Origin of the sequence: Affinundibacterium danionis, from assembly GCF_042432465.1 — a bacterium.
GTDB classification, from domain to species: Bacteria; Pseudomonadota; Gammaproteobacteria; order Burkholderiales; family Burkholderiaceae_D; genus Undibacterium; species Undibacterium danionis.
On the sequence record NZ_JBHLXJ010000012.1, the window covers coordinates 1 to 20,221 of the forward strand.

Annotated in this window: 19 protein-coding genes; 12 read left to right on the top strand and 7 right to left on the bottom strand. The window is 45.2% G+C overall.

The window, feature by feature from the left end; genetic code table 11:
• Window positions 1-453: 453 nt before the first annotated feature.
• Window positions 454-1,020, top strand: coding sequence for a TMEM165/GDT1 family protein (locus ACFFJH_RS10825; protein ID WP_390212458.1), 567 nt, complete (start codon window positions 454-456; stop codon window positions 1,018-1,020).
• 49 nt (window positions 1,021-1,069) lie between these two features.
• On the top strand, window positions 1,070-1,879 hold the full coding sequence (locus tag ACFFJH_RS10830) for a hypothetical protein (protein ID WP_390212460.1): 810 nt from the start codon (window positions 1,070-1,072) through the stop codon (window positions 1,877-1,879).
• Between the two features lie 8 nt (window positions 1,880-1,887).
• Here the strand turns inward: ACFFJH_RS10830 and ACFFJH_RS10835 are convergent, their stop codons facing one another.
• The 4 genes from ACFFJH_RS10835 to ACFFJH_RS10850 form a co-directional block, all read right to left on the bottom strand.
• Entirely contained in the window at window positions 1,888-3,432 is a 1,545-nt protein-coding gene (locus tag ACFFJH_RS10835) for an HDOD domain-containing protein (RefSeq protein ID WP_390212462.1), read from the bottom strand.
• 188 nt (window positions 3,433-3,620) lie between these two features.
• Window positions 3,621-5,246, bottom strand: coding sequence for a tetratricopeptide repeat protein (locus tag ACFFJH_RS10840; RefSeq protein ID WP_390212464.1), 1,626 nt, complete (start codon window positions 5,244-5,246; stop codon window positions 3,621-3,623).
• A 218-nt stretch (window positions 5,247-5,464) separates the two neighbouring features.
• Window positions 5,465-5,662, bottom strand: a complete 198-nt coding sequence (locus tag ACFFJH_RS10845; protein ID WP_390212466.1) for a DUF2905 domain-containing protein — start codon at window positions 5,660-5,662, stop codon at window positions 5,465-5,467.
• A 58-nt stretch (window positions 5,663-5,720) separates the two neighbouring features.
• Entirely contained in the window at window positions 5,721-6,941 is a 1,221-nt protein-coding gene (locus ACFFJH_RS10850; RefSeq protein WP_390212468.1) for a class I SAM-dependent methyltransferase, read from the bottom strand.
• A 162-nt stretch (window positions 6,942-7,103) separates the two neighbouring features.
• Here ACFFJH_RS10850 and ACFFJH_RS10855 point away from each other — a divergent pair, with 162 nt between their 5' ends.
• From ACFFJH_RS10855 to ACFFJH_RS10900, 10 genes are all read left to right on the top strand, one after another.
• Entirely contained in the window at window positions 7,104-7,916 is an 813-nt protein-coding gene (locus ACFFJH_RS10855; RefSeq protein WP_390212470.1) for an SDR family oxidoreductase, read from the top strand.
• Window positions 7,917-7,956: 40 nt separating this feature from the next.
• Window positions 7,957-8,355 (top strand): dihydroneopterin aldolase, encoded by a 399-nt coding sequence (locus ACFFJH_RS10860; protein WP_390212472.1) that lies wholly within the window; start codon window positions 7,957-7,959, stop codon window positions 8,353-8,355.
• Between the two features lie 8 nt (window positions 8,356-8,363).
• A complete protein-coding gene (ttcA, locus tag ACFFJH_RS10865) occupies window positions 8,364-9,314 on the top strand; it encodes a tRNA 2-thiocytidine(32) synthetase TtcA (RefSeq protein ID WP_390212473.1) in 951 nt (316 codons plus the stop codon).
• Window positions 9,315-9,814: 500 nt separating this feature from the next.
• Complete coding sequence (locus ACFFJH_RS10870; RefSeq protein ID WP_390212475.1) at window positions 9,815-10,510, top strand: YIP1 family protein; 696 nt, start codon at window positions 9,815-9,817, stop codon at window positions 10,508-10,510.
• A 101-nt stretch (window positions 10,511-10,611) separates the two neighbouring features.
• Window positions 10,612-11,907, top strand: a complete 1,296-nt coding sequence (locus ACFFJH_RS10875) for an efflux RND transporter periplasmic adaptor subunit (protein ID WP_390212477.1) — start codon at window positions 10,612-10,614, stop codon at window positions 11,905-11,907.
• Window positions 11,904-12,602, top strand: coding sequence for an ABC transporter ATP-binding protein (locus tag ACFFJH_RS10880; protein ID WP_390212479.1), 699 nt, complete (start codon window positions 11,904-11,906; stop codon window positions 12,600-12,602). The genes ACFFJH_RS10875 and ACFFJH_RS10880 overlap by 4 nt, the downstream gene beginning before the upstream one ends.
• 1 nt (window position 12,603) lies before the next feature.
• Window positions 12,604-13,827: an ABC transporter permease gene (locus tag ACFFJH_RS10885; RefSeq protein WP_390212481.1), complete on the top strand. Its 1,224-nt coding sequence runs from the start codon at window positions 12,604-12,606 to the stop codon at window positions 13,825-13,827.
• Window positions 13,805-14,182 (top strand): SDR family NAD(P)-dependent oxidoreductase, encoded by a 378-nt coding sequence (locus ACFFJH_RS10890; protein WP_390212482.1) that lies wholly within the window; start codon window positions 13,805-13,807, stop codon window positions 14,180-14,182. Before ACFFJH_RS10885 ends, ACFFJH_RS10890 begins: the two co-directional genes overlap by 23 nt.
• Window positions 14,179-14,946: a hypothetical protein gene (locus ACFFJH_RS10895; protein ID WP_390212483.1), complete on the top strand. Its 768-nt coding sequence runs from the start codon at window positions 14,179-14,181 to the stop codon at window positions 14,944-14,946. Before ACFFJH_RS10890 ends, ACFFJH_RS10895 begins: the two co-directional genes overlap by 4 nt.
• Window positions 14,947-15,512: 566 nt before the next feature.
• A complete protein-coding gene (locus ACFFJH_RS10900) occupies window positions 15,513-15,650 on the top strand; it encodes a hypothetical protein (protein ID WP_390212484.1) in 138 nt (45 codons plus the stop codon).
• 95 nt (window positions 15,651-15,745) lie between these two features.
• Here ACFFJH_RS10900 and ACFFJH_RS10905 read toward each other — a convergent pair whose 3' ends face one another.
• The 3 genes from ACFFJH_RS10905 to ACFFJH_RS10915 all read right to left on the bottom strand — a co-directional run bounded on the left by ACFFJH_RS10905 (window position 15,746) and on the right by ACFFJH_RS10915 (window position 19,825).
• Entirely contained in the window at window positions 15,746-17,029 is a 1,284-nt protein-coding gene (locus ACFFJH_RS10905; RefSeq protein ID WP_390212485.1) for a dicarboxylate/amino acid:cation symporter, read from the bottom strand.
• A 57-nt stretch (window positions 17,030-17,086) separates the two neighbouring features.
• Window positions 17,087-17,899 carry a peptidylprolyl isomerase gene (locus tag ACFFJH_RS10910; protein ID WP_390212486.1) on the bottom strand — a complete coding sequence of 271 codons (813 nt, stop codon included), beginning with the start codon at window positions 17,897-17,899 and terminating at the stop codon, window positions 17,087-17,089.
• Between the two features lie 306 nt (window positions 17,900-18,205).
• On the bottom strand, window positions 18,206-19,825 hold the full coding sequence (locus ACFFJH_RS10915; protein ID WP_390212488.1) for a methyl-accepting chemotaxis protein: 1,620 nt from the start codon (window positions 19,823-19,825) through the stop codon (window positions 18,206-18,208).
• Window positions 19,826-20,221 lie beyond the last annotated feature (396 nt).

Below are 20,221 nucleotides of genomic sequence, written 5' to 3' on the forward strand. Positions count from 1 at the left end.
CCTTTGCTATGAGCGCTTCCTTCGCTTAACGACGCTTAGCTAAATTTTACTTGGCTCTTCGTCTCTATCATTCCCCCCTCACAGTCATCTTTTAAATTATTGATTGATTCCGCTTCAATCGCATCACGTGTTCTGATTTAATGCTTTCATTGTGACTAGTTTCTTCAGTGTATCCAGACTTTAAACAGGACTTACAAGTGCCTCACGCATTGCTTCGAGGGTATAATCCTAATAGTGCGTATTTGCCAGTCGCCAGTCTTTAATCAGGAAAAAAGATTGAAAGATAGATCTTTCAACTAGGTGATTACTCGGTGTTGGTATATTCGATTTGAGTAGATATAGCTCAATTGAATTTGACCAAACCATTGAATATTTTTTCTTTTACCTAGTACTGGCAAGAAAATTAATGTTCATCGCATTCTGCCAATCTCATTCCCGTCCGACATATAAATCATGGAAGCATTTCTCGTTTCAACTCTTGCCGTTGCGGTAGGTGAGATCGGTGATAAAACTCAACTCTTGGCCTTATTGTTAGCGGCACGTTATCGCAAACCAATTCCTATCGTACTCGGAATTTTGGTAGCGACATTAGCTAATCATAGTCTCGCTGGATTGTTTGGGCAGTGGGTGGTTAGCTATTTTTCGCCGGACATTTTACGTTGGTTGTTGGGTGCATCCTTCATTGCGATCGCCATGTGGACTTTAAAGCCGGATGAAATGGATGACGCAGGCATTAAAGAAGGACAACTGGGCGTATTTTTGCTCACATGCGTTACTTTCTTTTTTGCAGAAATCGGTGATAAAACGCAACTAGCTACGGTGGCGCTTGCGGCAAAATACAGTAATCTAAGCTTGGTTATTGCTGGTACAACCTTAGGTATGTTGATTGCAGATGTGCCGGCAGTATTTTTAGGTAAAGTGGCATCTCCCAATTTTCCTTTCCATTATGTGCGTTGGTTTGCAGCCTTTGTATTTGCCGTTTTAGGCCTGCTGGTATTGCTTAACGTGGGAAGTTTTTAAGTGCTGATGTGTATTTGAAAATATTAACATTACATACTGAAAGATATCGATGACGAGTTTCATATTACCTAAGGGTAGCGTAGTAAAACTAGGGACTATCTCAACGGCGCTGTATTCGTTTTTACGAGATGGAATTCCGGCAAATTTGCCACGAGAAGGCTTGCGCCTTGCAGAGACAGAATCGGTAGCGGATCGTGGCGTTTATGTCGGTGAATTGATGGCATATTTTTCAGCGTCGGCCGCTTTTTGCCAATCTACTAGTGCTCTTTATCACCAGCATCAAGATGAGCTGACTACCTTTGTTGAACAATTGCAGTTGAATCGTGGAGTGAAACCTACAATTCACAATTTGGAGTCGATTGCAGGCCAAGCAGGTATTCCCGTCGTTCTGGAAATCGTATTGGACGAGGCTTGTGAGGTTGCAGCCGATACGCATTTTGAGGCTGCCGACAATTCTGCAAAAAGTTGGAATTTATGGCGCAGTGTTCTATTGCAGCGGGAGCAGGGTATCCCTTCATCATCGATTAAGAAGTTCTATTTTCCAAGATTGTTGGACTATCGCGACCTAGCGATTGCAAAAAATCCGCGTTTATTGGAGCAAACCATTGATAGTTCGCTGATGGTGGGCGGCATGATGCAGTCTTGGCATAAGGATACTCCGGGTGATTTACTGTTGGCGTTTAAGAAGCAATATGGCAGGACAAACTTTTCTCAGTCCATGAACTTTGACGAAGCAGCTATAGAACGCTTTTTTAATTTGAATGGGATGCTCGATGCGGCGACTCGATTATTGAATCAAATGACGATCTGGCAGGATATTAATGCGCTAGCTAAGAAACAAGGTATTCCCTTGGAATAAAGTGAATGCTAACGCTTAATCATGGCACTCATTAATTGCCCTTTTAAGGTTTTGATGAGTGCCGTTTCATCAGGTGGAACACCCTCGTCGGCCGTGCATGCTCGATCAGCGTAGAACAAGCCCAGTGCTTTACCTTCGATGACTAAAGGCAAAACGATGAAGCTGCGCGTATCCGGTAATAAGCGCTTATGCCAGTCTGGCAATAGGTTTTGAACTTTGGCATTGCTGGCATCTGAAATCATTAGGTCTACGTTATTATTCATGGCCAAATGAAATATAGAGTTATCATTGAGCACGGGAAATTGGAAAGCGCTTTGTCGTTCTGCGTACTTTTCACCTACTGCAATTCTTGCGCTAAACTTGCCTGACTTTACGTCCAGTAGACAAGCGGTCGCGAAACGAAAACCCATCGCACCGTAGAGTGTTTCTAATACTAGCAAAATGAGATCGCTTAATTTCACCTGGTTAGAAGCCAGCATTTGTGTTGCATCTTGAACTCCAGCCAACAGTAGATCACGTGCATTCATAGGTTTGCCGCTGGCGTGTCGACTACTTGCTTCTAACTGTTGAGTATCAAAACTTGTCAGCATAAATTCGTTGAAACTATCGGTTCCCTTGCATACTCCCTTGTCTATCGCCGAGGCGTTGAGGACCGGTGTCATGCTGACCTCTAGCGTGTTGGCCAGTTCGCGTGCTTCCTTGTCTACACTCTTTAAGATGACTTGCAATTGTTCGGCATCGAAGTCCAACGCTGCGCCAAAACGCTTTACTAAGCGTTGACAGCGCTCGGCAATCGGCATCTGTGCGGACACTGTGTCAGTGTTGACCAGAATAGATGCCAGACTGTCGCTAAAGCTCGCCACTTGCCTGATCCATTCAGTGCCTACGCTGGTTTTCTTTTGATCACCATGAGTGATTTGTAAAGCGTTGATAATGCTGGTTGGAATTTTCCAATCATGCAGTACGGTTTCGCCAAAGCGTTCAAAACTACAGCCTAGAAGTTGCCCACAAATCTCATGAGATTGCTCGGGATGGGCGGTACAAAGACTTTGAATCTTGTCATACAAGTGGTGATCAAATGAAGCTACTAAGACGCGGCCAATATTTTTAAATAAAGCTGCTACTGCCGCTTCTTCATGGTTGGGATGTCGGCAGCGGCGTGCAATTTCGCGGGCACAAACACTGGCGCACAAGGCTTTGACCAATTCTAAACGTACCACCTGAGCTTGTCGTACATCGTTAAAGCCTTCCACTAATAAACTTGCTAGTGCATTTGCCTTGATCGTATCAAAACCTAGCAAGAATATCGCTCGTGAAATGGTGGTAACGGTGACTCCGCCGGGCGTGCGATATGTGATAGTGTTTGATAGTCGTAATATCTTTTGAGTTAGCGCGACATCAGACAAAATGAAGTGCGCCAGATCGGCTACAGAGTCTTCACCGGAAGAGGTTATTTGCACGACTTTAGCTATCGCAATGCCTAGTGTAGGCAAGCTTTTGTCGGCCCGAATTAGCTCCAGCAATTGTTCTCGAGCTGGACTGATATTCTGCATGGCATTCATAGAAATCTAATAGATATGGCCAAAAATGGAGCTGGTATTTTCGGAGGATTGATCGACACGATTTCTATGATTTGAAAAAGTAAATTTGACGCACTAAACAAGGACGCAGACCTCGCTGAAATGCGGCATATATAACTTGTTCAAGCTTAGCTCAACTCTACCTAAGCTCTACCTGAGCTCTACCTTACGCGGACGGCATCAATCCCAAAACGTTTTTGCAGTTCTTCGTAGAGGCCACGGATCGCTTTGAGACGATTGTTCATAGGATCGAGTCGCGCCGCGGAGTCAATTAATTGTTTTGCTAATGAGCCGGTTGCAGGATCCCAGCCTAAGTTTTCTATGCATTTGAGCGCTGCCAGCGCGGCATTCAATACGACTTGTGGATTATCTGGTGATTTACGGGCTGCACTTGACATCAAATCGACCGAGCCGCGATAGTCGCCTTCCTTGGCTTTTTGTACGCCAAGCGCCACCAAATCACGGACTTCTTTTTGACTGCGTTGCGCTAATTCTTTTCCTAAATGTCCTTTGCCGGCACTTTCAAAAACACCCATGGCCTTGGTTACCATATCTTGGTTCGGCGCATTACGCATAACTTCCATAATGACTTCTGAGGCCGCCGCTTCTTGGTCGTGTTCGAGACAGCTCTTGGCTAAGCCAAGTTTCAATTCGTTAGATAGACCAATATCTTCTCGGTTCGCTTCGACCGCGGCATTAAGTTCTTGCGTGAGTCTGGCGTCACCGGTTGCCGCGTGTAGCATGGCCGCCGAGATCGCTCGGCAAGCTTCGGTTTTTTTGACACCTGCCATGCTTTTTTCTAAGTCGCGAATGACCGACTTGGCCTGCTCGTGATCGCCTTTTTTGACTAAAGCATTGACCAATTTGACGTGGTCTTCGGGGTCACGAAATTCAGAGAATTTTGCTTTGCTAACGACTTTTTTTAGAACGCTTTCGGCCGTTTCTATATCGCCAGTTTCTAGTGCTAATGAACCTAATTTTCGCAAACGCCTGACTGCATGAGGAGAAATGACGACGGCTGTGTCGAGCACTGACTTTGCTTCAGGAAGTTGGCCGATGGCTTCATGGGTTTTGGACAGCCAATCGTAGGCGTCCATGTATTTATCATTTTCTTGAACTAAGACATTCAGAATGTCTTCGGCTTCTTGGTAGCGTCCTTGCATAAATAGCGTTTTAGCGAGCCCAAGTTTCGCCCAAGCGACTGCTTTCAATTCATAGAGTGTGGCATACAATTGTTCGGCCTCATCGGCCTCGCCCAAAATAACATGGAGTTCAGCGCGCAGTCGCATAAAATCGACGGCATAGCGGGGGAAATTGGTCTCTCCTTCAATACAGGCACCAATGGCTTCCTTCAGAAAGCTTTGCTCCATAAAATTGTAGACATCAACAAAGGCTTTACGTTTTTCTATGGCCTTCAGGACGCGCTCTAATAAAGTATCTGCGGTAAATGGTTTGAGCAAGTAATCGGATGGCGCTAACTCTGCAGCACTCACTACTTTGGCGTAGGCTCGTTCTGCTGTCACCATAATGAATATAGTGGAAAGTGGAGTGAGTTTGTGATGTCGAATATCTTCCAGTAATTGTTGTCCATCCTGACCAACCCCAAGATCGTATTCGCACAAAATTAGATCAAACGCCTTATTCTGAATGGCACGCAGTGCCGTGCCCGCGCTGATGGCATGATCAATTTTTGTAATACCGCATAAATTGAGCATGTTATGCAAGCTAACCCGCATGCCAGAATGGGGTTCAACTAATAGTGCACGTATTCCTTCTAACTTGCTCATGGAATCCTTTTTGACTTGGAAATATCTGCTTTTTTTTTGCTTGGTTTTAGCGAAAGATGAGTCTCACCTGTACGTCTTCATATTGACGGTTTTTTTATGATAAAACTTTAACCGATTACTACCTACCAATGTAGCCAGACAGCAATTTATTTCAAGACTATTTATGCAACGTCGCTGGAATGCGACGGTCTATCTTAGTTTGATAATACGTTAAGTATTTACTTAAGCACTTTGGCAATTAAGAGAACGGCAAGAGATAGCAGAATGGTGGACGCGAAAGGGATGGTGAAAATTCTACCAAATAATTTAAATCGTAAATCGCCAGGCAATCTGCCCAAGCCTAATTTTTGCAGCCAAGGTAAAAGATTGGCAAACACCACCAAGACGACAAAAATAACGAGAACCCAACGTATCATGCATGATCCTTTTTTAGGTGTTTGTGTGAATGTATTAAATAAACAAATTGATCAATTGTTATAGCCGATGGCTACGATCGTGGCGTAACAGATGGTCTGGTAAATCGATGCCACAACCGAGTAGTAAGACTTTGAACAACTCCCCCATTTCTGCGGGTGAAATTAATTTTTGCAAAGCATTTGACATCGGTAAATAGCGAGCACTGTCTTCGACCGAGATCCTACTGGCAATCTCCATTAATCCAGTTTCCAGTAAAAAACCTGCTTGGCTAGTATAGGCCAGTAAATCCAAACCCGACTCCACACCTGCTCGTGCCATTGCGCTGAAATCGACGTGGGCGGTGATGTCTTGTAGACCTGGCAGATAGAAAGGATCGGGATGTGCGTGGTGACGATAATGGCACATTAAGGTTCCTTTATCACGTTGCGCCAAATAATACTCGTGAGCTGGGAAGCCATAATCAAACCAAATGCTGATGCCAGCTGCTCCGGTTTGCGCCTGACCAGCCAACAGCATCGCGGCAACGCTGCGCATAAAGCCATCGGCAACCGGATGAACTTCACTGATATAGCCGTCAGGCAGCTGTTCAGCATCCGGAATCTGCTGTACCAAATGGGCAATAGATTCGGGGCTGTCTTGTATACTAACTAAGGAAAATGAGGAAGTCGCACCTACCTGTGTATCTGTCTGTCCAGTGACACCTAAGCGACTCCACCTACCCGCCGCTTTGATTAGTAATTCGACGGGCATTGCATCTAGCACCTCATTGCCTATCACAACACCTGAAAAAGCGTCTGGCATATGGGAAAGCCAAACGACTTGGGGAAAATCTTTTAATCGTTCTTCTTGTCTAGCTCTGAGTTCGCCGGACAATTCCACGATAAAATAGCGCTTTATTGGAATATGTGACAATTGACATTCAGACAGGATGTCAAAAGCCAGTTTGCCTGAACCAGCGCCGAACTCCAAGATATCGGGTGCGGTTTGAGTGAATAAGGTTTGAGCAAGCTGGGCTAGGCTAGCACCAAATAAGGCACTCATTTCTGGTGCTGTGGTGAAATCGCCATCCGCCCCAAGTTTTGCCGAACCCCCGCTGTAATAACCTAAACGCGGTGCATACAATGCCATTTCCATGTAGCGTGAAAAAGGAATTACGCCGCCGGACTGAGATATTTCAGTGAGTATCAGTTTTTGTAGTTGTAATGAGGCTTGTCGTGCGTCGGCGGAAGGTTCCGGTAACGCGAGTTTGGGATTGGGTGTGGAATTGAGTTTCTGCATTTCAGCATTGTATTAAAAAGTAAGGCGATTCCCATCATTTAGTGAAAACATTTTCGCTCAATGCGCTATCAAATAATTTAGGAAAAACTGTTATGGTGTCTGCGCTTGCTCGTTTGGCTTACTGTGACAGATGGATTTTGACAAAGTAGGAAGACGATAAGTATGAATTCAGCTTTACCCGAGCCTTCAGCTGTGCCTGTCGCATTGGTTACTGGTGCGGCTAAACGTATTGGCCGCCAGATCGCATTAAGCCTTGCGCAACGTGGATGGGATATCGTCGTCCATTATGGAAAGTCGCTACCAGAAGCGGCGCAAGTGGTCGCTGAAATCGAACAATTAGGGCGCCGCGCAATTGCCGTGCAGGCGGATTTGGGACAGGCTGCTGAAGTCAAAAAATTAGTGCCGCAAACGATGGCGTATTTTGGACGGCTCGATTGCATTGTCAATAATGCGTCGCTATTTGAACCCGATAGTGCGGAAGATTTTTCACAACTTAGTTTGGATTTGCATATGCATGCCAACTTGATGGCACCGGTGATGTTGGCGCAGGATTTGTATGCGAATTTGCCAAATGACGCGCAGGCTGGGATGGCGGCGGTGATCAATATTCTTGACCAGAAATTATTTAACCTGAATCCCGATTATTTGTCTTACACTTTATCGAAAGCCGGCTTGCATACTGCAACAACGATGTTGGCGCAAGCTTTGGCACCCAAAGTCAGAGTAGTGGGTATCGCGCCCGGTTTGTCTATGATGTCCGGTGATCAAAGTGCGAGTGATTTTGAAACTGCGCATAAAGTGACTCCGCTGGGTCGTTCTAGTACACCGCAAGATATTGCCGAAGCAGTCTGTTATGTTGCGTCAGCGAGGGCGATTACTGGCACGACTTTATTGGTGGATGGTGGTCAGCATTTGATACCCACTCAGCGCGATGTCATGTTTTTGGCGACGGCAAAATCCTCGTCCACATTGTAGTTACATTGTTTTTATTTTTTACGTTTTTAAGCGACCATTTATGTTATCCATACTCCACCACCCGCAACTTGCCGATTGTCGACGTTTGTTTTTGCGAAATTACGAAGTCTCTATCAATATCGGCGTTCACGAATTTGAAAAAAAAGGCGAGCAGCGTGTGATGATCAACGTTGATTTGTATATTCCATTGGCCTTATCGACGCCTAAAGATGATCTGCTTGATGAAGTCGTCGATTACGATTTTATGCGCGGTACGATTGCTGCACGTGTTGCCCAAGGACACGTGCATTTACAAGAAACGCTGTGTGATGATGTCGCCAAAATCATGTTGGCGCATCCACGGGTACGTGCTGTGCGCGTTTCGACGATGAAGCCTGATGTCTATCCAGATTGCGAAGGTGTAGGCGTGGAAGTATTTCAAATTAAAACCGAAGCCTGAGTCAGAATATGCAAGTCATCTCTATGCCAACGCCAGGGAAATTGGCGCAAACTCCACCAACGCGATCGCCAGAAAAAATCGCCTACGAAAACAATAAACTACACAAACGCCTGTGCCGTTTAGTCGGTCAAGCGATTGGCGATTTCAATATGATAGAAGATGGCGATAAAGTCATGGTCTGTCTATCGGGCGGTAAAGATAGTTATGCTTTGCTTGATATCTTGATGACCTTGCGCGAACGTGCGCCAATCAATTTTGATATTGTCGCGGTCAATCTTGATCAGAAACAGCCTGGATTTCCCGAAGATATTTTGCCTGCTTATTTAGACAAACTTGGCATTCCGTATCACATTGAAAATCAGGATACCTACAGCATCGTTAAGCGTCTTGTGCCTGAGGGTAAAACGACTTGCTCATTATGCTCACGTTTGCGTCGTGGGATTTTGTATCGAGTCGCGGATGAATTAGGTGCAACCAAGATCGCACTTGGTCATCATCGTGACGATATTATGGAAACCTTTTTCCTGAATATGTTTTTTGGCGGCAAACTCAAAGGCATGCCCGCCAAATTGCAATCGGATGATGGCAAACATATAGTGATTCGTCCTTTGGCTTATGTTAAAGAGGCGGATACTGAGCGCTATGCTGAAGTGAAACAGTTCCCGATTATTCCGTGCAATTTGTGTGGTTCACAAGAGAACTTGCAACGTAAACACGTAAAGCAATTAATGCGCGACTGGGATAAGCAACATCCTGGGCGTGTCGATAATATTTTCTCGGCGTTATCGACCGTAGTCCCTTCGCATTTGATGGATAAAGACTTATTTAATTTTCGTGATTTGGCATTGACCGGTGATGCTGTACCTAACGGTGATATTGCGTTTGATGATGAGCCTTGTGCTACGCCTACTACCGGCGTGATCCAGTTGCAGCGCAATCAAGACGACTTGGACGAGTAAGAAGGAATACTTTGTAGTCGTTATAACTTAGTTAAACTAAACTAAACTAAAAAACACCTTGTCGATATTTTTCCACAGGGTGTTTTTTTTCGTGAATTCAATGTACTGCCCTCGTACTTTATCCCAGCGTTCAGGATTTCATCCTCACTTTTACGTCGTTTATCGCATGTTTTTCTAGGCTGTGGCAAAGGCATCTACAATCGTCCCATCTTGGAAATAATTTAAGTGTTCATTTCGCTGCGTAGGAAGGATGTCAGCACCAAGACTGCTAGGAAGTAATAATTCTGGCAAAACAGATGGCAAACAGTTTATGATGTTTGTCTTATTGAAATGTAACCAATGTTCTCAATTAGGACTTACATAAAATTGTCCCAACTAGGCGTGCTGACGTAGACAGTGCGTAAGCACGGCGAGGAAGTTACAACGATGTTGGGGCGACTTTGCGCAAGTCCTCTCGATTTAAAAACGAATAAAACAAAAGATCAACGAAAGGGATTCAAATGGCAACCAGTAAATTATCGACTTTATTTCAAGTATTTTATGAGCCGAAAGCAGCATTCACTGCACTGAAAGAGAAACCGGCTGCATGGCTGCCTTTGGCATTGATGATGTTGGGGAGTTTGTCCGTATTTTACTGGTATTTTTCTACCGTCGATTTCGCTTGGTTGTTGGATCATACCCTTAGCTCTCAAGCTGATCTTAAGCCTGAAGCAAGAGAAGCCATGGCCAAGTTTATGACGCGTGACACCATGATGTATTCCACCTTGGGTGGCGTTCTGATTGGAACCCCCTTGATTTTTGCCGTCTTTGCTTTGTACTACTTTATCGCATCGAAAGTTTTAGGAAGCAATTTGGGCTACGGTAAGTGGTTTCATTTTACGGTATGGATTAGTGTTCCAACCTTGTTGGGTTTGCCTTTAATGGCAGTGCAAGTGGCAACCGGTCATGGACAGATTTCTATGGAAGATTTGAACATGTTGTCGCTGAATTATTTGACGGTACATGCACCAATTGGTACACCATGGGCGAGTTTTTTAAATAATTTGAGTTTGCCGGCTTTGTGGACGATGTTTGTATCCTTTGTAGGTCTGCGAGTTTGGACAGAGCGTAGTACAAACGCTTGTGCATTTGCTGCGATTCTTCCTTACGCTTTTTTCTACGGCGGATGGGCATTAAAAATCGTTTTTTCACATTAATTGATTTGCACTTTCGACGCGGTATCAACAACATATCAACGCAATAACATACCAACTCAACAACGCATTTACAACGCATTTACAACATAACGGTAGCGACTATGAATAAACGTAAACTGGTGGGGATAGCGGCGGTGATCGCAGTGATCGCGGTACCCGTGACTATTAAATTTAGTAGCGGCAAGCCTAAATTAGAAGTCGAATTAGCGGCGGTGACTAAGAAAGAAATTCAACCTTCTATTTTGGCCTCCGGGAATTTTGTGTTCCGCCAGCAGGTACAGTTATCGAGCGAAGTGATTGGAAAAGTGTCGGAAGTGTTGGTCAAAGAAGGCGATAAGATTAGTGCGGGTCAGGTGCTTTTGCGGCTTGATCCCACACTGATTCGTGCTGAAGTGACTCAGCAGCGAGCGATTGTGCGCAGCGCAGAAGTGAATATTGAACGTGCTCAATTAAACGTAGATCGTCAAAAAATTAATTCTGACCGTAGTCAGCGTTTGGCTGAAGCTAAATTTATTGATACCAGTAAGTATGAAGATGCCTTGCATCAGTACAACGTCGCCAAAGTTGATTTGCATGCGGCACGTGAAAGCATGCAACAAGCAAATGCGGCCTTGGACCAGGCTTTGAAACGCCTGGATAAAACCGAAGTACGCGCCCCCATCAGCGGTACCGTGACCGCGGTACAAATTAAGATAGGCGAAACCGCGGTCGCTAGTGCGACGGGTATGGCGGGTTCTTCTCTGATGACGATTGCTGATGTCGGCAGCATTATGGCAGAAGTGAACGTGGACGAAGCTGACGTGGCGAAGGTGGCAGTGGGACAGAAGGTGAAAGTATTTCCAGCCGCGTTCGATGATCAACCTATTATGGGTGTTGTTGAAGAAGTCTCGATGGCTCCTAAAGCAGTTATTGCTGGCGCGTCACAGGGCAAAACCTATGTGGTGAAACTGAGTTTGTCAGAAACGCAGATGGCGATACGCACAGGAATGACTTGTCGTGTTGAGATTATCACTGGCGGAGGTAGCCCACGTCCTGTGTTGCCAATACAAGCGATTCTGACGGGTGACAGTATGAAACTCGAGAGTAAAGAAAAAGAGCTGAAAGACAGTAAGGAGCATGTCAAAGGCGCGGGTGTTGTGTTCTCCGTGCGTGATGGCGTAGCGCGTAAGAAGCAAGTGAAAGTCGGTATTGCCGATGACAATAATCAAGAGATTTTGTCCGGTATCGACGAAGGTGAAAAAATTGTCGTCGGACCCGCCCGTGTTTTGCGAGCTTTGCGTGATGGTGATCAGGTCAAGGAGCTAAAAGCTAACGACAAGGATACCAATAAGGACGCAGCTAAGGATATAAATAAGGACGCCAATAAAGACTCTAAAGCGGATGGAAAAAAACCGTGATTACACTTTCAGGTATCGAAAAAAAGTATCAGATGGGCGATCAAACCGTGCATGCCTTGCGTGGGGTTGATTTGCACATCGATAAAAATGAGTTTGTGGCCTTTATCGGCGCCTCCGGGTCTGGCAAGTCCACCATGATGAATATCGTTGGTTGTTTGGATCGTCCCAGTGCAGGTACGTATCAGCTCAATGGTCGCGATGTGGCGACCATGGATAGTGATGAATTGGCTTTGGTAAGAAATGCGGAGATTGGTTTTATTTTTCAAAGCTTCCATTTATTGCCGCGTGCAACAGCACTGGACAATGTCGCACAACCTTTAATCTATCGAGGTATTGGTCATAAAGAGCGTAACCGTCTCGCTGCTGATGCACTTGAGCATGTTGGCTTAGGCTCGCGCATGCATCATCGCCCCAATGAGTTATCGGGTGGCCAGCGCCAAAGGGTAGCGATTGCGCGCGCGTTGGTGGGTAAGCCTGCGATTTTGTTAGCCGATGAACCGACGGGTAATCTGGACTCTTCTACCAGCTTAGAAATTTTATCGCTGATTAAAGAGTTGCATCGTAATGGGCAGACTGTTGTGATGGTCACGCATGAGCCGGAAATCGCTGAACAGTGCCACCGCATCGTGCGTTTGCACGATGGACGAGTTCTTAGCGATATTCGCAATGATGTTCATATTGCGGCAGGAGAATGACATGTTCCTCTTGATTGAAAGTGTGCGCTCAGCACTGAACTCAATACGTGCTCATCGCATGCGTAGTTTTTTAACTTCGCTTGGTATCATCATAGGCGTGGCATCGGTGATCACAGTGATATCCTTGATCCAAGGCTTGTCGAAAAGTGTCACCAAACAATTCGAAGGTTTAGGCGGAAATTCCTTAACCATTACGCCGCATAACACCATGAAGGATGCGATGCGCGGTAAATTTAACGAATTGCGTTATGAGGACATTCAACAATTACGTACGCGGGTTGATGAGATTAGCGATGTCAGTCCTATCTTCTTGTTGTCCGCACCGACAGTACGTTTTGGTAGCACGGAAACCTCGGCACGCATTATGGCGACCACCCCGACTTATCAGGAAGTGCAGCAACGGTTCGCGACCATGGGGCGTTTTTTAAGCGAATCGGATGAGTCTAGTGCGAGACGGGTGGCGGTTATAGGACCTAAGTTAATTGAGTCTTTGCATTTGCCAGAAGACCCGATAGGTCAGTACATCAGTTTTAGTAATGAGTGGTTCAAAATCGTTGGTGTGATGGAAAAACGTGGCGAGTTATTTGGTATGTCGCAAGACGATTACGTAATTGTCCCATTCCGCACAGGGCGCAGTATTCTAGGAAATAATCAAAAGCTGCGTAACATGCAGTTCACGGTGTCGCTCAAAGATATTTCAAAACTAGAAGAAGTCAAACCACGTATTCGTGCGGTGATGCGAGCTTCTCATAAACTCGAAGCCGATGCTCCCGACGATTTTGATATGGAGTCGTCCGACCAACTTGCCAAAAGCTTAGATAATATTACCTCGACAGTGACTTTGGTCATGGGCGGCATTGTAGGGATCGCTTTATTAGTCGGTGGTATCGGCATTATGAACATCATGCTGGTATCGGTCACCGAGCGTACCCGTGAAATCGGGATCTGCAAAGCGATTGGGGCACGTAGTCGTGACATCATGATGCAATTTTTAATCGAAGCCGTCACCCTGTCTGTCTTAGGTGGCTTGATAGGTTTGATACTCGGCTACGGTTTGGGATTTGGAATCTCGAAAATGATTCCAGACTTTCCTGATGCGGTTGTACCGTGGTGGGCAGTAGTTCTATCCTTCGTATTCTCAGCCGGTGTTGGTATCGTGTTTGGGGTCATGCCAGCCAGTAAAGCAGCCAAGTTAGACCCGATTGAAGCCTTACGGTACGAGTAAGATCAAAAGTATAGTAAATGCCAGTTTGCAAGATGGTGTCGTAGGGAGCATTCTACGAACCCTATATTGTGCTAGTAAAGGTAGCTTAGTAAATTTAACCCGCGCGTTAGCAGTTGAATGGGCACAGTATGGCATACGAGTAAATGCAATTAGCCCCACGTTTGTAATTAATGACGATAATGAAAGTGCCCTAGAATCATCTGAGGTGATGGCTGAAATTGAGAATGGCGTGTTATTGAAGCGTGCCGCGACGGCTCTAGAAGTTGCTGGAGGAATTTGTTACTTAGTGTCACCAGTAGCCGCGATGGTAACAGGACATAATTTGATGGTTGACGGTGGTTGGACTGCGAAATGAATCTTTCTAAATTTTATTTAAAGCACGTATTAGCGATGTTTCTTATCGTAAATTTTACTTTTTTTAGTTTTGATGCTTTAAGTATCTCCAATGATGATCAACAAAATATTCCTCAAAGTGTAGAGGTCGCCAAAAAGAAAAATCCGGGAGATCTGCCGTATGCTTTTTTTTACAAAAGTCAAGGACGTCTTCTAGAATATATGCCAGTTGAGCCGCGTACAATCGACTTCTCAAATAGAATCTCATTTAACGGTTTGGGAAAACAAGAAAGGGATGATTATTTTCCCTCTAATTGGGGTGTTGCAATTGTTAGCGATAGTGTTGATGTTGTCGTTCCAATGACACGTGGAGGGTATTTTGTTTTGCCTGATTTGCCACAAGCACGTCAAGAGAATGCGAAACTCTTGTTCAATACGACTTCACAGAAAGGTTCCCTTAAAACAGCTTGGATACTCAGGTATCGTGACAATACTCTCAGTTATACAGACTTCGCCCGATCCTTCGATGAGGTTAAACAGATACAAGAAAAGATAAAATGGTATGAATTAAAATTCAAAGACGAAAAAAAATCATCTTTCGATTCATTGAAAGCCTGCTTTCTTGAAGCAGGTGGGGATATTTTGCTGGATGATGTTCCTGCAAAAACTTCAAAACTGGGCAGATGTGTGAGGCTTGAATTTGCCCCAGAACTGGTAAAGTCAAACCCTAGGCTCAAGTTTGTAGGCGCTTTGGAAATCGTGACTTTGGCTAATACCAAAGAGTAAAAATAGCGATTTAAGCGAGAGCATCACGCGGGTAATAATAAATCGGCTTTAGCGATAAGTGGTTTAGAATTATCGGTGTGATGGGAAATAATCGGCGTCTGCACAATATGCACCTTCTGAGATATTTCCAAACTCGAATAGGTGAGAGTACTTATCAAATTGCGTAATTTCTGTCCTTATAAGTTAGACCTGATTGTAGCCTTGCGATACCAGTAAAATCCGTAACTGTAGAGGACAAGTATTCCACATAATAATCAATTTAATATTGAAAACAAAAGGCTTGCAGTGATCGAAGATCCTGCAAGCCTTTTTGCGTTTACGCGAAGACTGCCTTCGAATAGCTAGGAATTCCCATTTGTCGTTTGATACTTAGTTTGTTCTCAATTCTGTATTACTATTGCCATCTTGTCTAAATTCGACGTTGCCTTAGATATCACCTTAGATATCGCCTCAGATGCTCTAATCCTCCACGTTACGCTCGCTGGAGACTGATGCAATATGTAATGTAAGCAAAGCGCAGTAGTGTGATGCAATAGAGTTACTGGGAGCCTTATTTACAGCAAGCTATGCGCATCGCGATGGAGAGTGATGCGACGTATTTGCAAGTTGAAATTTTGGATCAGCAAGCACAGCTTTTGGAAGAATTGAGGCGTGATGGCGAATTGTTGGGCGTATCGGATAGAGCTATTTTCTATGGCTCTTGAGTATAGCCTAAATGAGTTGCATGAGCCTTTGGTACGCGTTTATTTTCCCTCACTTATCTGCTGTTTCTGCAGGAAATTTTCAGGGTGCAGTTGCGCTAGGACTGCGTTAATCTTGAACTTAACCATGTCTTACCCTCAACAATGCGTGTGACTAGCATGGAAGACACTAGGTCTCCATTGGCATTGAGCAAAGTCGCAATTGGATCGACTAAAGTGCCGATCACCATGGCGACTGGTAGTGCTTGTTCCATAGGAAAACCGAAGGCAGTAATGGCGAACACCTCGCCGATGTAGCCGCCATTTGGAATGCCGCCTTCGACTATCGATACCAGGACGGTGATCCCCATAATCGCTACGATCATGCTCGGTGCTGAAAAATCTTTTTCAAACATCGCGAACAGTAAAGCGATTTTGATAATCGACGACATACTGGAGCCATCTTTATGAATAGGTGCGCCCAGCGGTATCACGATGTTACGCACGTAGTCCGGAATGTGCATTTTTTCTGCCGCTAATAAATTGGCAGGAATTGTGGCGATACTGTTGCAAGTGCCGACTGCGGTTAAGGCGGGTGTTAGATTATTTTTCCAGAAAATTTTGAGTCCTAGTTTGCCGGCGGCTAGATAGGCATACAAGCTAAAGAAAATCACAAAATAGGCAGTGCAGCTGGCGTAATACAGCGCTAATGGTTGGACATAAACGCCAAGTAACTGAGGACCAAATACGCCGACTTGATACGCAAAATAAGCGCCTAAACCCAGTGGTGCGATTTTCATGATGAGCTCTAATAGCTGTTTCATCACTTCATTTGCAGAATCTAAAAAAATCGCAAAAGACTTGCCTTTTTCTCCTGCACGTAAAGTAGCGAAGCCGACTAATAGAGAAATTAAAATTAAGGCCAGCATGTTCTTTCGTGCCATCAATTCAAAAAAATCATTGACTGTTAATACTTGCGTGATACTGGTGCCAGAACTGTGGTTATTAGTCGCTGGATTGTCGAGCAAAGCCTGCTGTGCCATCGCGCTCAGAGTCGCATCATGCGCGACGGGGAACACCAGCATCACCGACAACATGACCGCGGCAGAGATTAGTACGGTCGCTAGAAAAACGCCACTTACGATGCCAAATAGTTTGCCCAAGCTATCGGTTTTTTTCAGATTTGCGATGGAAGAGGCAATCGTAAAAAATACTAAAGGAATGATGGCAGTGAATAATAAATTGAGAAAAATATCACCGATGAACTTGATATTTTCAATTCGATTACCGTAGAAGAAACCAACTAAGCTGCCGACACCAATTCCGCCTAAGAGCAATAAAATGCTAGCGTAGTTTTTTAGCAGACTTGAGGGGCGGTCAGTGACAGTTGCGTGCATAGTCATAGTCTGCATTCATAGTTAGTGGTGGAAGATCGTGGAAGCTTATTACCTGAGATTACCTTAATTCAGTTTAGCGGGAATGACCACATCACAAATACTGAAATCGCCACCTTTTTCTCGCCGTTTTTTTGCGATCAATTGTTCTAGCGCTTTGCCGCTCATTAGCTTGGCTTGTGGTTGTTCATGGGCCGGCAGGTCGGCCGCTATCTTGACCGTTTGCATGATGTCGGGGTTGGCTGGTGGTTCGCCGTGGGTGATGTTTAACAGGACGTCCATGCCGATGACAACGCGGCCAAATACGGTGTAATCGCGATCCAAACGGCGGCTGGCATCCAGCATGAAATACAGTTCGCTATTGGCAGAATCGCGCGGCTCATTGCGCCCCATGCCAGCAACGCCAGCGCAGTGTGCGCCCCAGCTGCGTAGCATGCCATTTGATTTGCTGATCGCATCGGTAATAGGCATAGTTTGCATAGGTACACTACCTAGAAAACCAGTGGCAGTATCACTGCTTTTACTAGCAAACATATCGACAGCTTGATACGGTACTTTGAACATCATCTCGGGCGGTAGATTGGGATAAGCGGAAGCGCCACCATCTTTATTATTGGGGTTGCCAGTTTGGGCGACGAACTTAGCGATTACGCGATGAAATTGTAGGCCATCGTAAATTTTTTCACGCGCTAATAACTTGATACGTTCAACCGCTTTGGGCGCCATTTCGGGGCGCATCTCTATAATCATACGCCCCTTGCTGGAGTCGATGATCAAGGTGTTCTCTGGATCGAGTTTGCGCCAGTCATCGGCGGCGTAGCTGTGGGTAGCGAGGCAGGTGCTGAATATAGTTAAGGCGATACCGCGAGATAATTTCATGTGGGTTTCCTTGATCAAATAGGCGTGAGCTATTGTAAGGAAGCTGAGGACAGACAGCTAGTTATTTTTTTACTGATGCTAGTTTATGTCGAGGTCTATAGCGTATGAAGCAGTGGTGGTCATCATGTTGCTACGAATTGCCTAGCAAGCGGTTAGATCAGCTTCAAAAAACCTAAACACAGGTATGAAAAAGGCGAGTGTAGTTTCATTAAAAACTGAAACTACACTCGCCATTTGAATTAGCTTAATTCAATTTAAGCTGAAGTGATTTGAAGCACAGCGCTCATTAGAACTGCTGAAAAATATTTAATGCAATTGTGGCGCACGTTTAATAGTGCCATGAGCACTTACTACAGGATCGCCACGCATTTTGAACATATGCACAACTTGGGTTAGCGCGTGCGCTTGTTCTTGCATAGCGGATGCCGCTGCTGCTGCCTGTTCTACCAAGGCGGCATTTTGCTGAGTCACATCGTCCATTTCGTGGATCGCGGTGTTAACTTGGGCAATCCCTGTCGCTTGTTCATCTGATGCTTTGGTAATTTCTTCCATAATTTGAGTGACGTTTTCTACGCTTTCGACGATCTCTTTCATGGTGTTACCAGCTTGATCGACCAATTCGGTTCCCAGCTTTACGCTCTCTACCGAGTCGCCAATCAGCATTTTGATTTCTTTTGCGGCACTAGCTGAGCGTTGTGCCAAGCTACGTACTTCGGAGGCAACGACCGCAAAGCCGCGTCCTTGTTCCCCTGCACGTGCTGCTTCGACCGCCGCGTTTAAAGCCAAAATATTAGTTTGAAATGCGATGCCGTCGATGACCGAAATAATATCGACAATTTTTTGTGATGAGGCGTTGATGACGCCCATCGTGTCGATGACTTGATTGACTACCGCACCACCTTTGACCGCTACGCTGGAGGCGGAGGCTGCCATTTGATTGGCATTACGTGCGTGAGATGAATTTAATTTCACCGCATCGGTTAAGGTCAGCATAGACGCCGAAGTCTCTTCTAAGGCGCTAGCCTGACTCTCTGTGCGCGAGGATAAATCCATATTGCCACTCGCGATTTCGGTTGATGAGGTGACGATTGCTTCCGTGCCTTTACGTACCTCGCGAATGATATCGCGCAAGCTATTTCGCATAGTAAAGATGGAATACAGCAAACTGTTTTGGTTTTTGGTGTCGAGCTCGACATGTACCGTTAAGTCGCCCGCTGCAATCGCGCTTGTGATATCGACGGCATATTGAGGTTCGCAACCTAATTGCTTGGTCAAACCGCGAGAAATAATTAAACCGAAGGCAAACAATAGCAAGGACAGTACGCCAACTATAATCAGAATCTGTATCGTGCGTTGCTGCATAATGCTGTCGATCGAGTCCAGATAAACACCAGAACAAATAATCCATGACCATTGTGGATTGAGCTTAGCGTAGGCCAATTTTTCTTCAGGGACGGTGCTATTGGGTTTCGGCCACATGAATGAGACAAAGCCAGCGCCCTTGCTTCTTGCGATGTCGCGCATTTCTACATATAGAAGCTTGCCCTTGCTATCTTTTTTCTCAGACAGATCCTGTCCTTCCATCGCGGGCAAGATAGGATGCATGAGCATTTTGGGCTGTGTGTCGTTAATCCACATATATCCGTTGCTACCAAAGCGCAAAGCTTTGACCGCAGCTAATGCTGCTGCTTTGGCATCAGCTTCGCTCATCTTCGCTTCCGCCGCTTGTTTTTGGTAGTGCTCTACTAGTGAATTGGCGACTTCAACTGCATGCTGGATGTCACTTTGATTTTCTTTCAAAATCAGTGTTTTTTCTGTCACGACAAAAAAGACACTGATGGCGATAATGCCAACAAGCGCACTAAGCACAAGCGCAGCTAAACGCTTGCTAACATTGATTTGATGAATAAGGCCAAGGCCGATCATATTGCTCTCCTGATATGGGTCATTGCGAAGACCACAAAAAATACCTCAGAGGTGGCGAACCAATAAAATTGGATCGCGCTGAGGTGGTGTGCAGTCTTATGGGATTAGAACTGAGAGCTTGTTGGAGTTGTAAGTCTGTACGCGTTTAGTTCGAAGATCCTGCGGGCAAAATCCTACCATGCGCACTATGCTTTACTGCAAGCATTTCGAGATGAATCATTGTTGCATAGCAACAGTCTGCACAGAATTGTACGAAACTTGATTGAATAGCTTGGGTTTTGGTACGAAGTCTTTGAAATTCAAATAGAGTATTTCGTTATCAGCTTGGGCATCGCGACGCAAGGATTGATTCGTCGACTGTAGCAGCCTATTTTTTAACGCTTGAAAATAGGCTGG

Coding starts and splice junctions, on each gene's coding strand:
- ACFFJH_RS10825 (WP_390212458.1), top strand. CDS start 454: ATGGAAGCATTTCTCGTTTCAACTCTTGCCGTTGCGGTAGGTGAGATC.
- ACFFJH_RS10830 (WP_390212460.1), top strand. CDS start 1,070: ATGACGAGTTTCATATTACCTAAGGGTAGCGTAGTAAAACTAGGGACT.
- ACFFJH_RS10835 (WP_390212462.1), bottom strand. CDS start 3,432: ATGCAGAATATCAGTCCAGCTCGAGAACAATTGCTGGAGCTAATTCGG.
- ACFFJH_RS10840 (WP_390212464.1), bottom strand. CDS start 5,246: ATGAGCAAGTTAGAAGGAATACGTGCACTATTAGTTGAACCCCATTCT.
- ACFFJH_RS10845 (WP_390212466.1), bottom strand. CDS start 5,662: ATGATACGTTGGGTTCTCGTTATTTTTGTCGTCTTGGTGGTGTTTGCC.
- ACFFJH_RS10850 (WP_390212468.1), bottom strand. CDS start 6,941: ATGCAGAAACTCAATTCCACACCCAATCCCAAACTCGCGTTACCGGAA.
- ACFFJH_RS10855 (WP_390212470.1), top strand. CDS start 7,104: ATGAATTCAGCTTTACCCGAGCCTTCAGCTGTGCCTGTCGCATTGGTT.
- ACFFJH_RS10860 (WP_390212472.1), top strand. CDS start 7,957: ATGTTATCCATACTCCACCACCCGCAACTTGCCGATTGTCGACGTTTG.
- ttcA (WP_390212473.1), top strand. CDS start 8,364: ATGCAAGTCATCTCTATGCCAACGCCAGGGAAATTGGCGCAAACTCCA.
- ACFFJH_RS10870 (WP_390212475.1), top strand. CDS start 9,815: ATGGCAACCAGTAAATTATCGACTTTATTTCAAGTATTTTATGAGCCG.
- ACFFJH_RS10875 (WP_390212477.1), top strand. CDS start 10,612: ATGAATAAACGTAAACTGGTGGGGATAGCGGCGGTGATCGCAGTGATC.
- ACFFJH_RS10885 (WP_390212481.1), top strand. CDS start 12,604: ATGTTCCTCTTGATTGAAAGTGTGCGCTCAGCACTGAACTCAATACGT.
- ACFFJH_RS10895 (WP_390212483.1), top strand. CDS start 14,179: ATGAATCTTTCTAAATTTTATTTAAAGCACGTATTAGCGATGTTTCTT.
- ACFFJH_RS10900 (WP_390212484.1), top strand. CDS start 15,513: ATGCGCATCGCGATGGAGAGTGATGCGACGTATTTGCAAGTTGAAATT.
- ACFFJH_RS10905 (WP_390212485.1), bottom strand. CDS start 17,029: ATGACTATGCACGCAACTGTCACTGACCGCCCCTCAAGTCTGCTAAAA.
- ACFFJH_RS10910 (WP_390212486.1), bottom strand. CDS start 17,899: ATGAAATTATCTCGCGGTATCGCCTTAACTATATTCAGCACCTGCCTC.
- ACFFJH_RS10915 (WP_390212488.1), bottom strand. CDS start 19,825: ATGATCGGCCTTGGCCTTATTCATCAAATCAATGTTAGCAAGCGTTTA.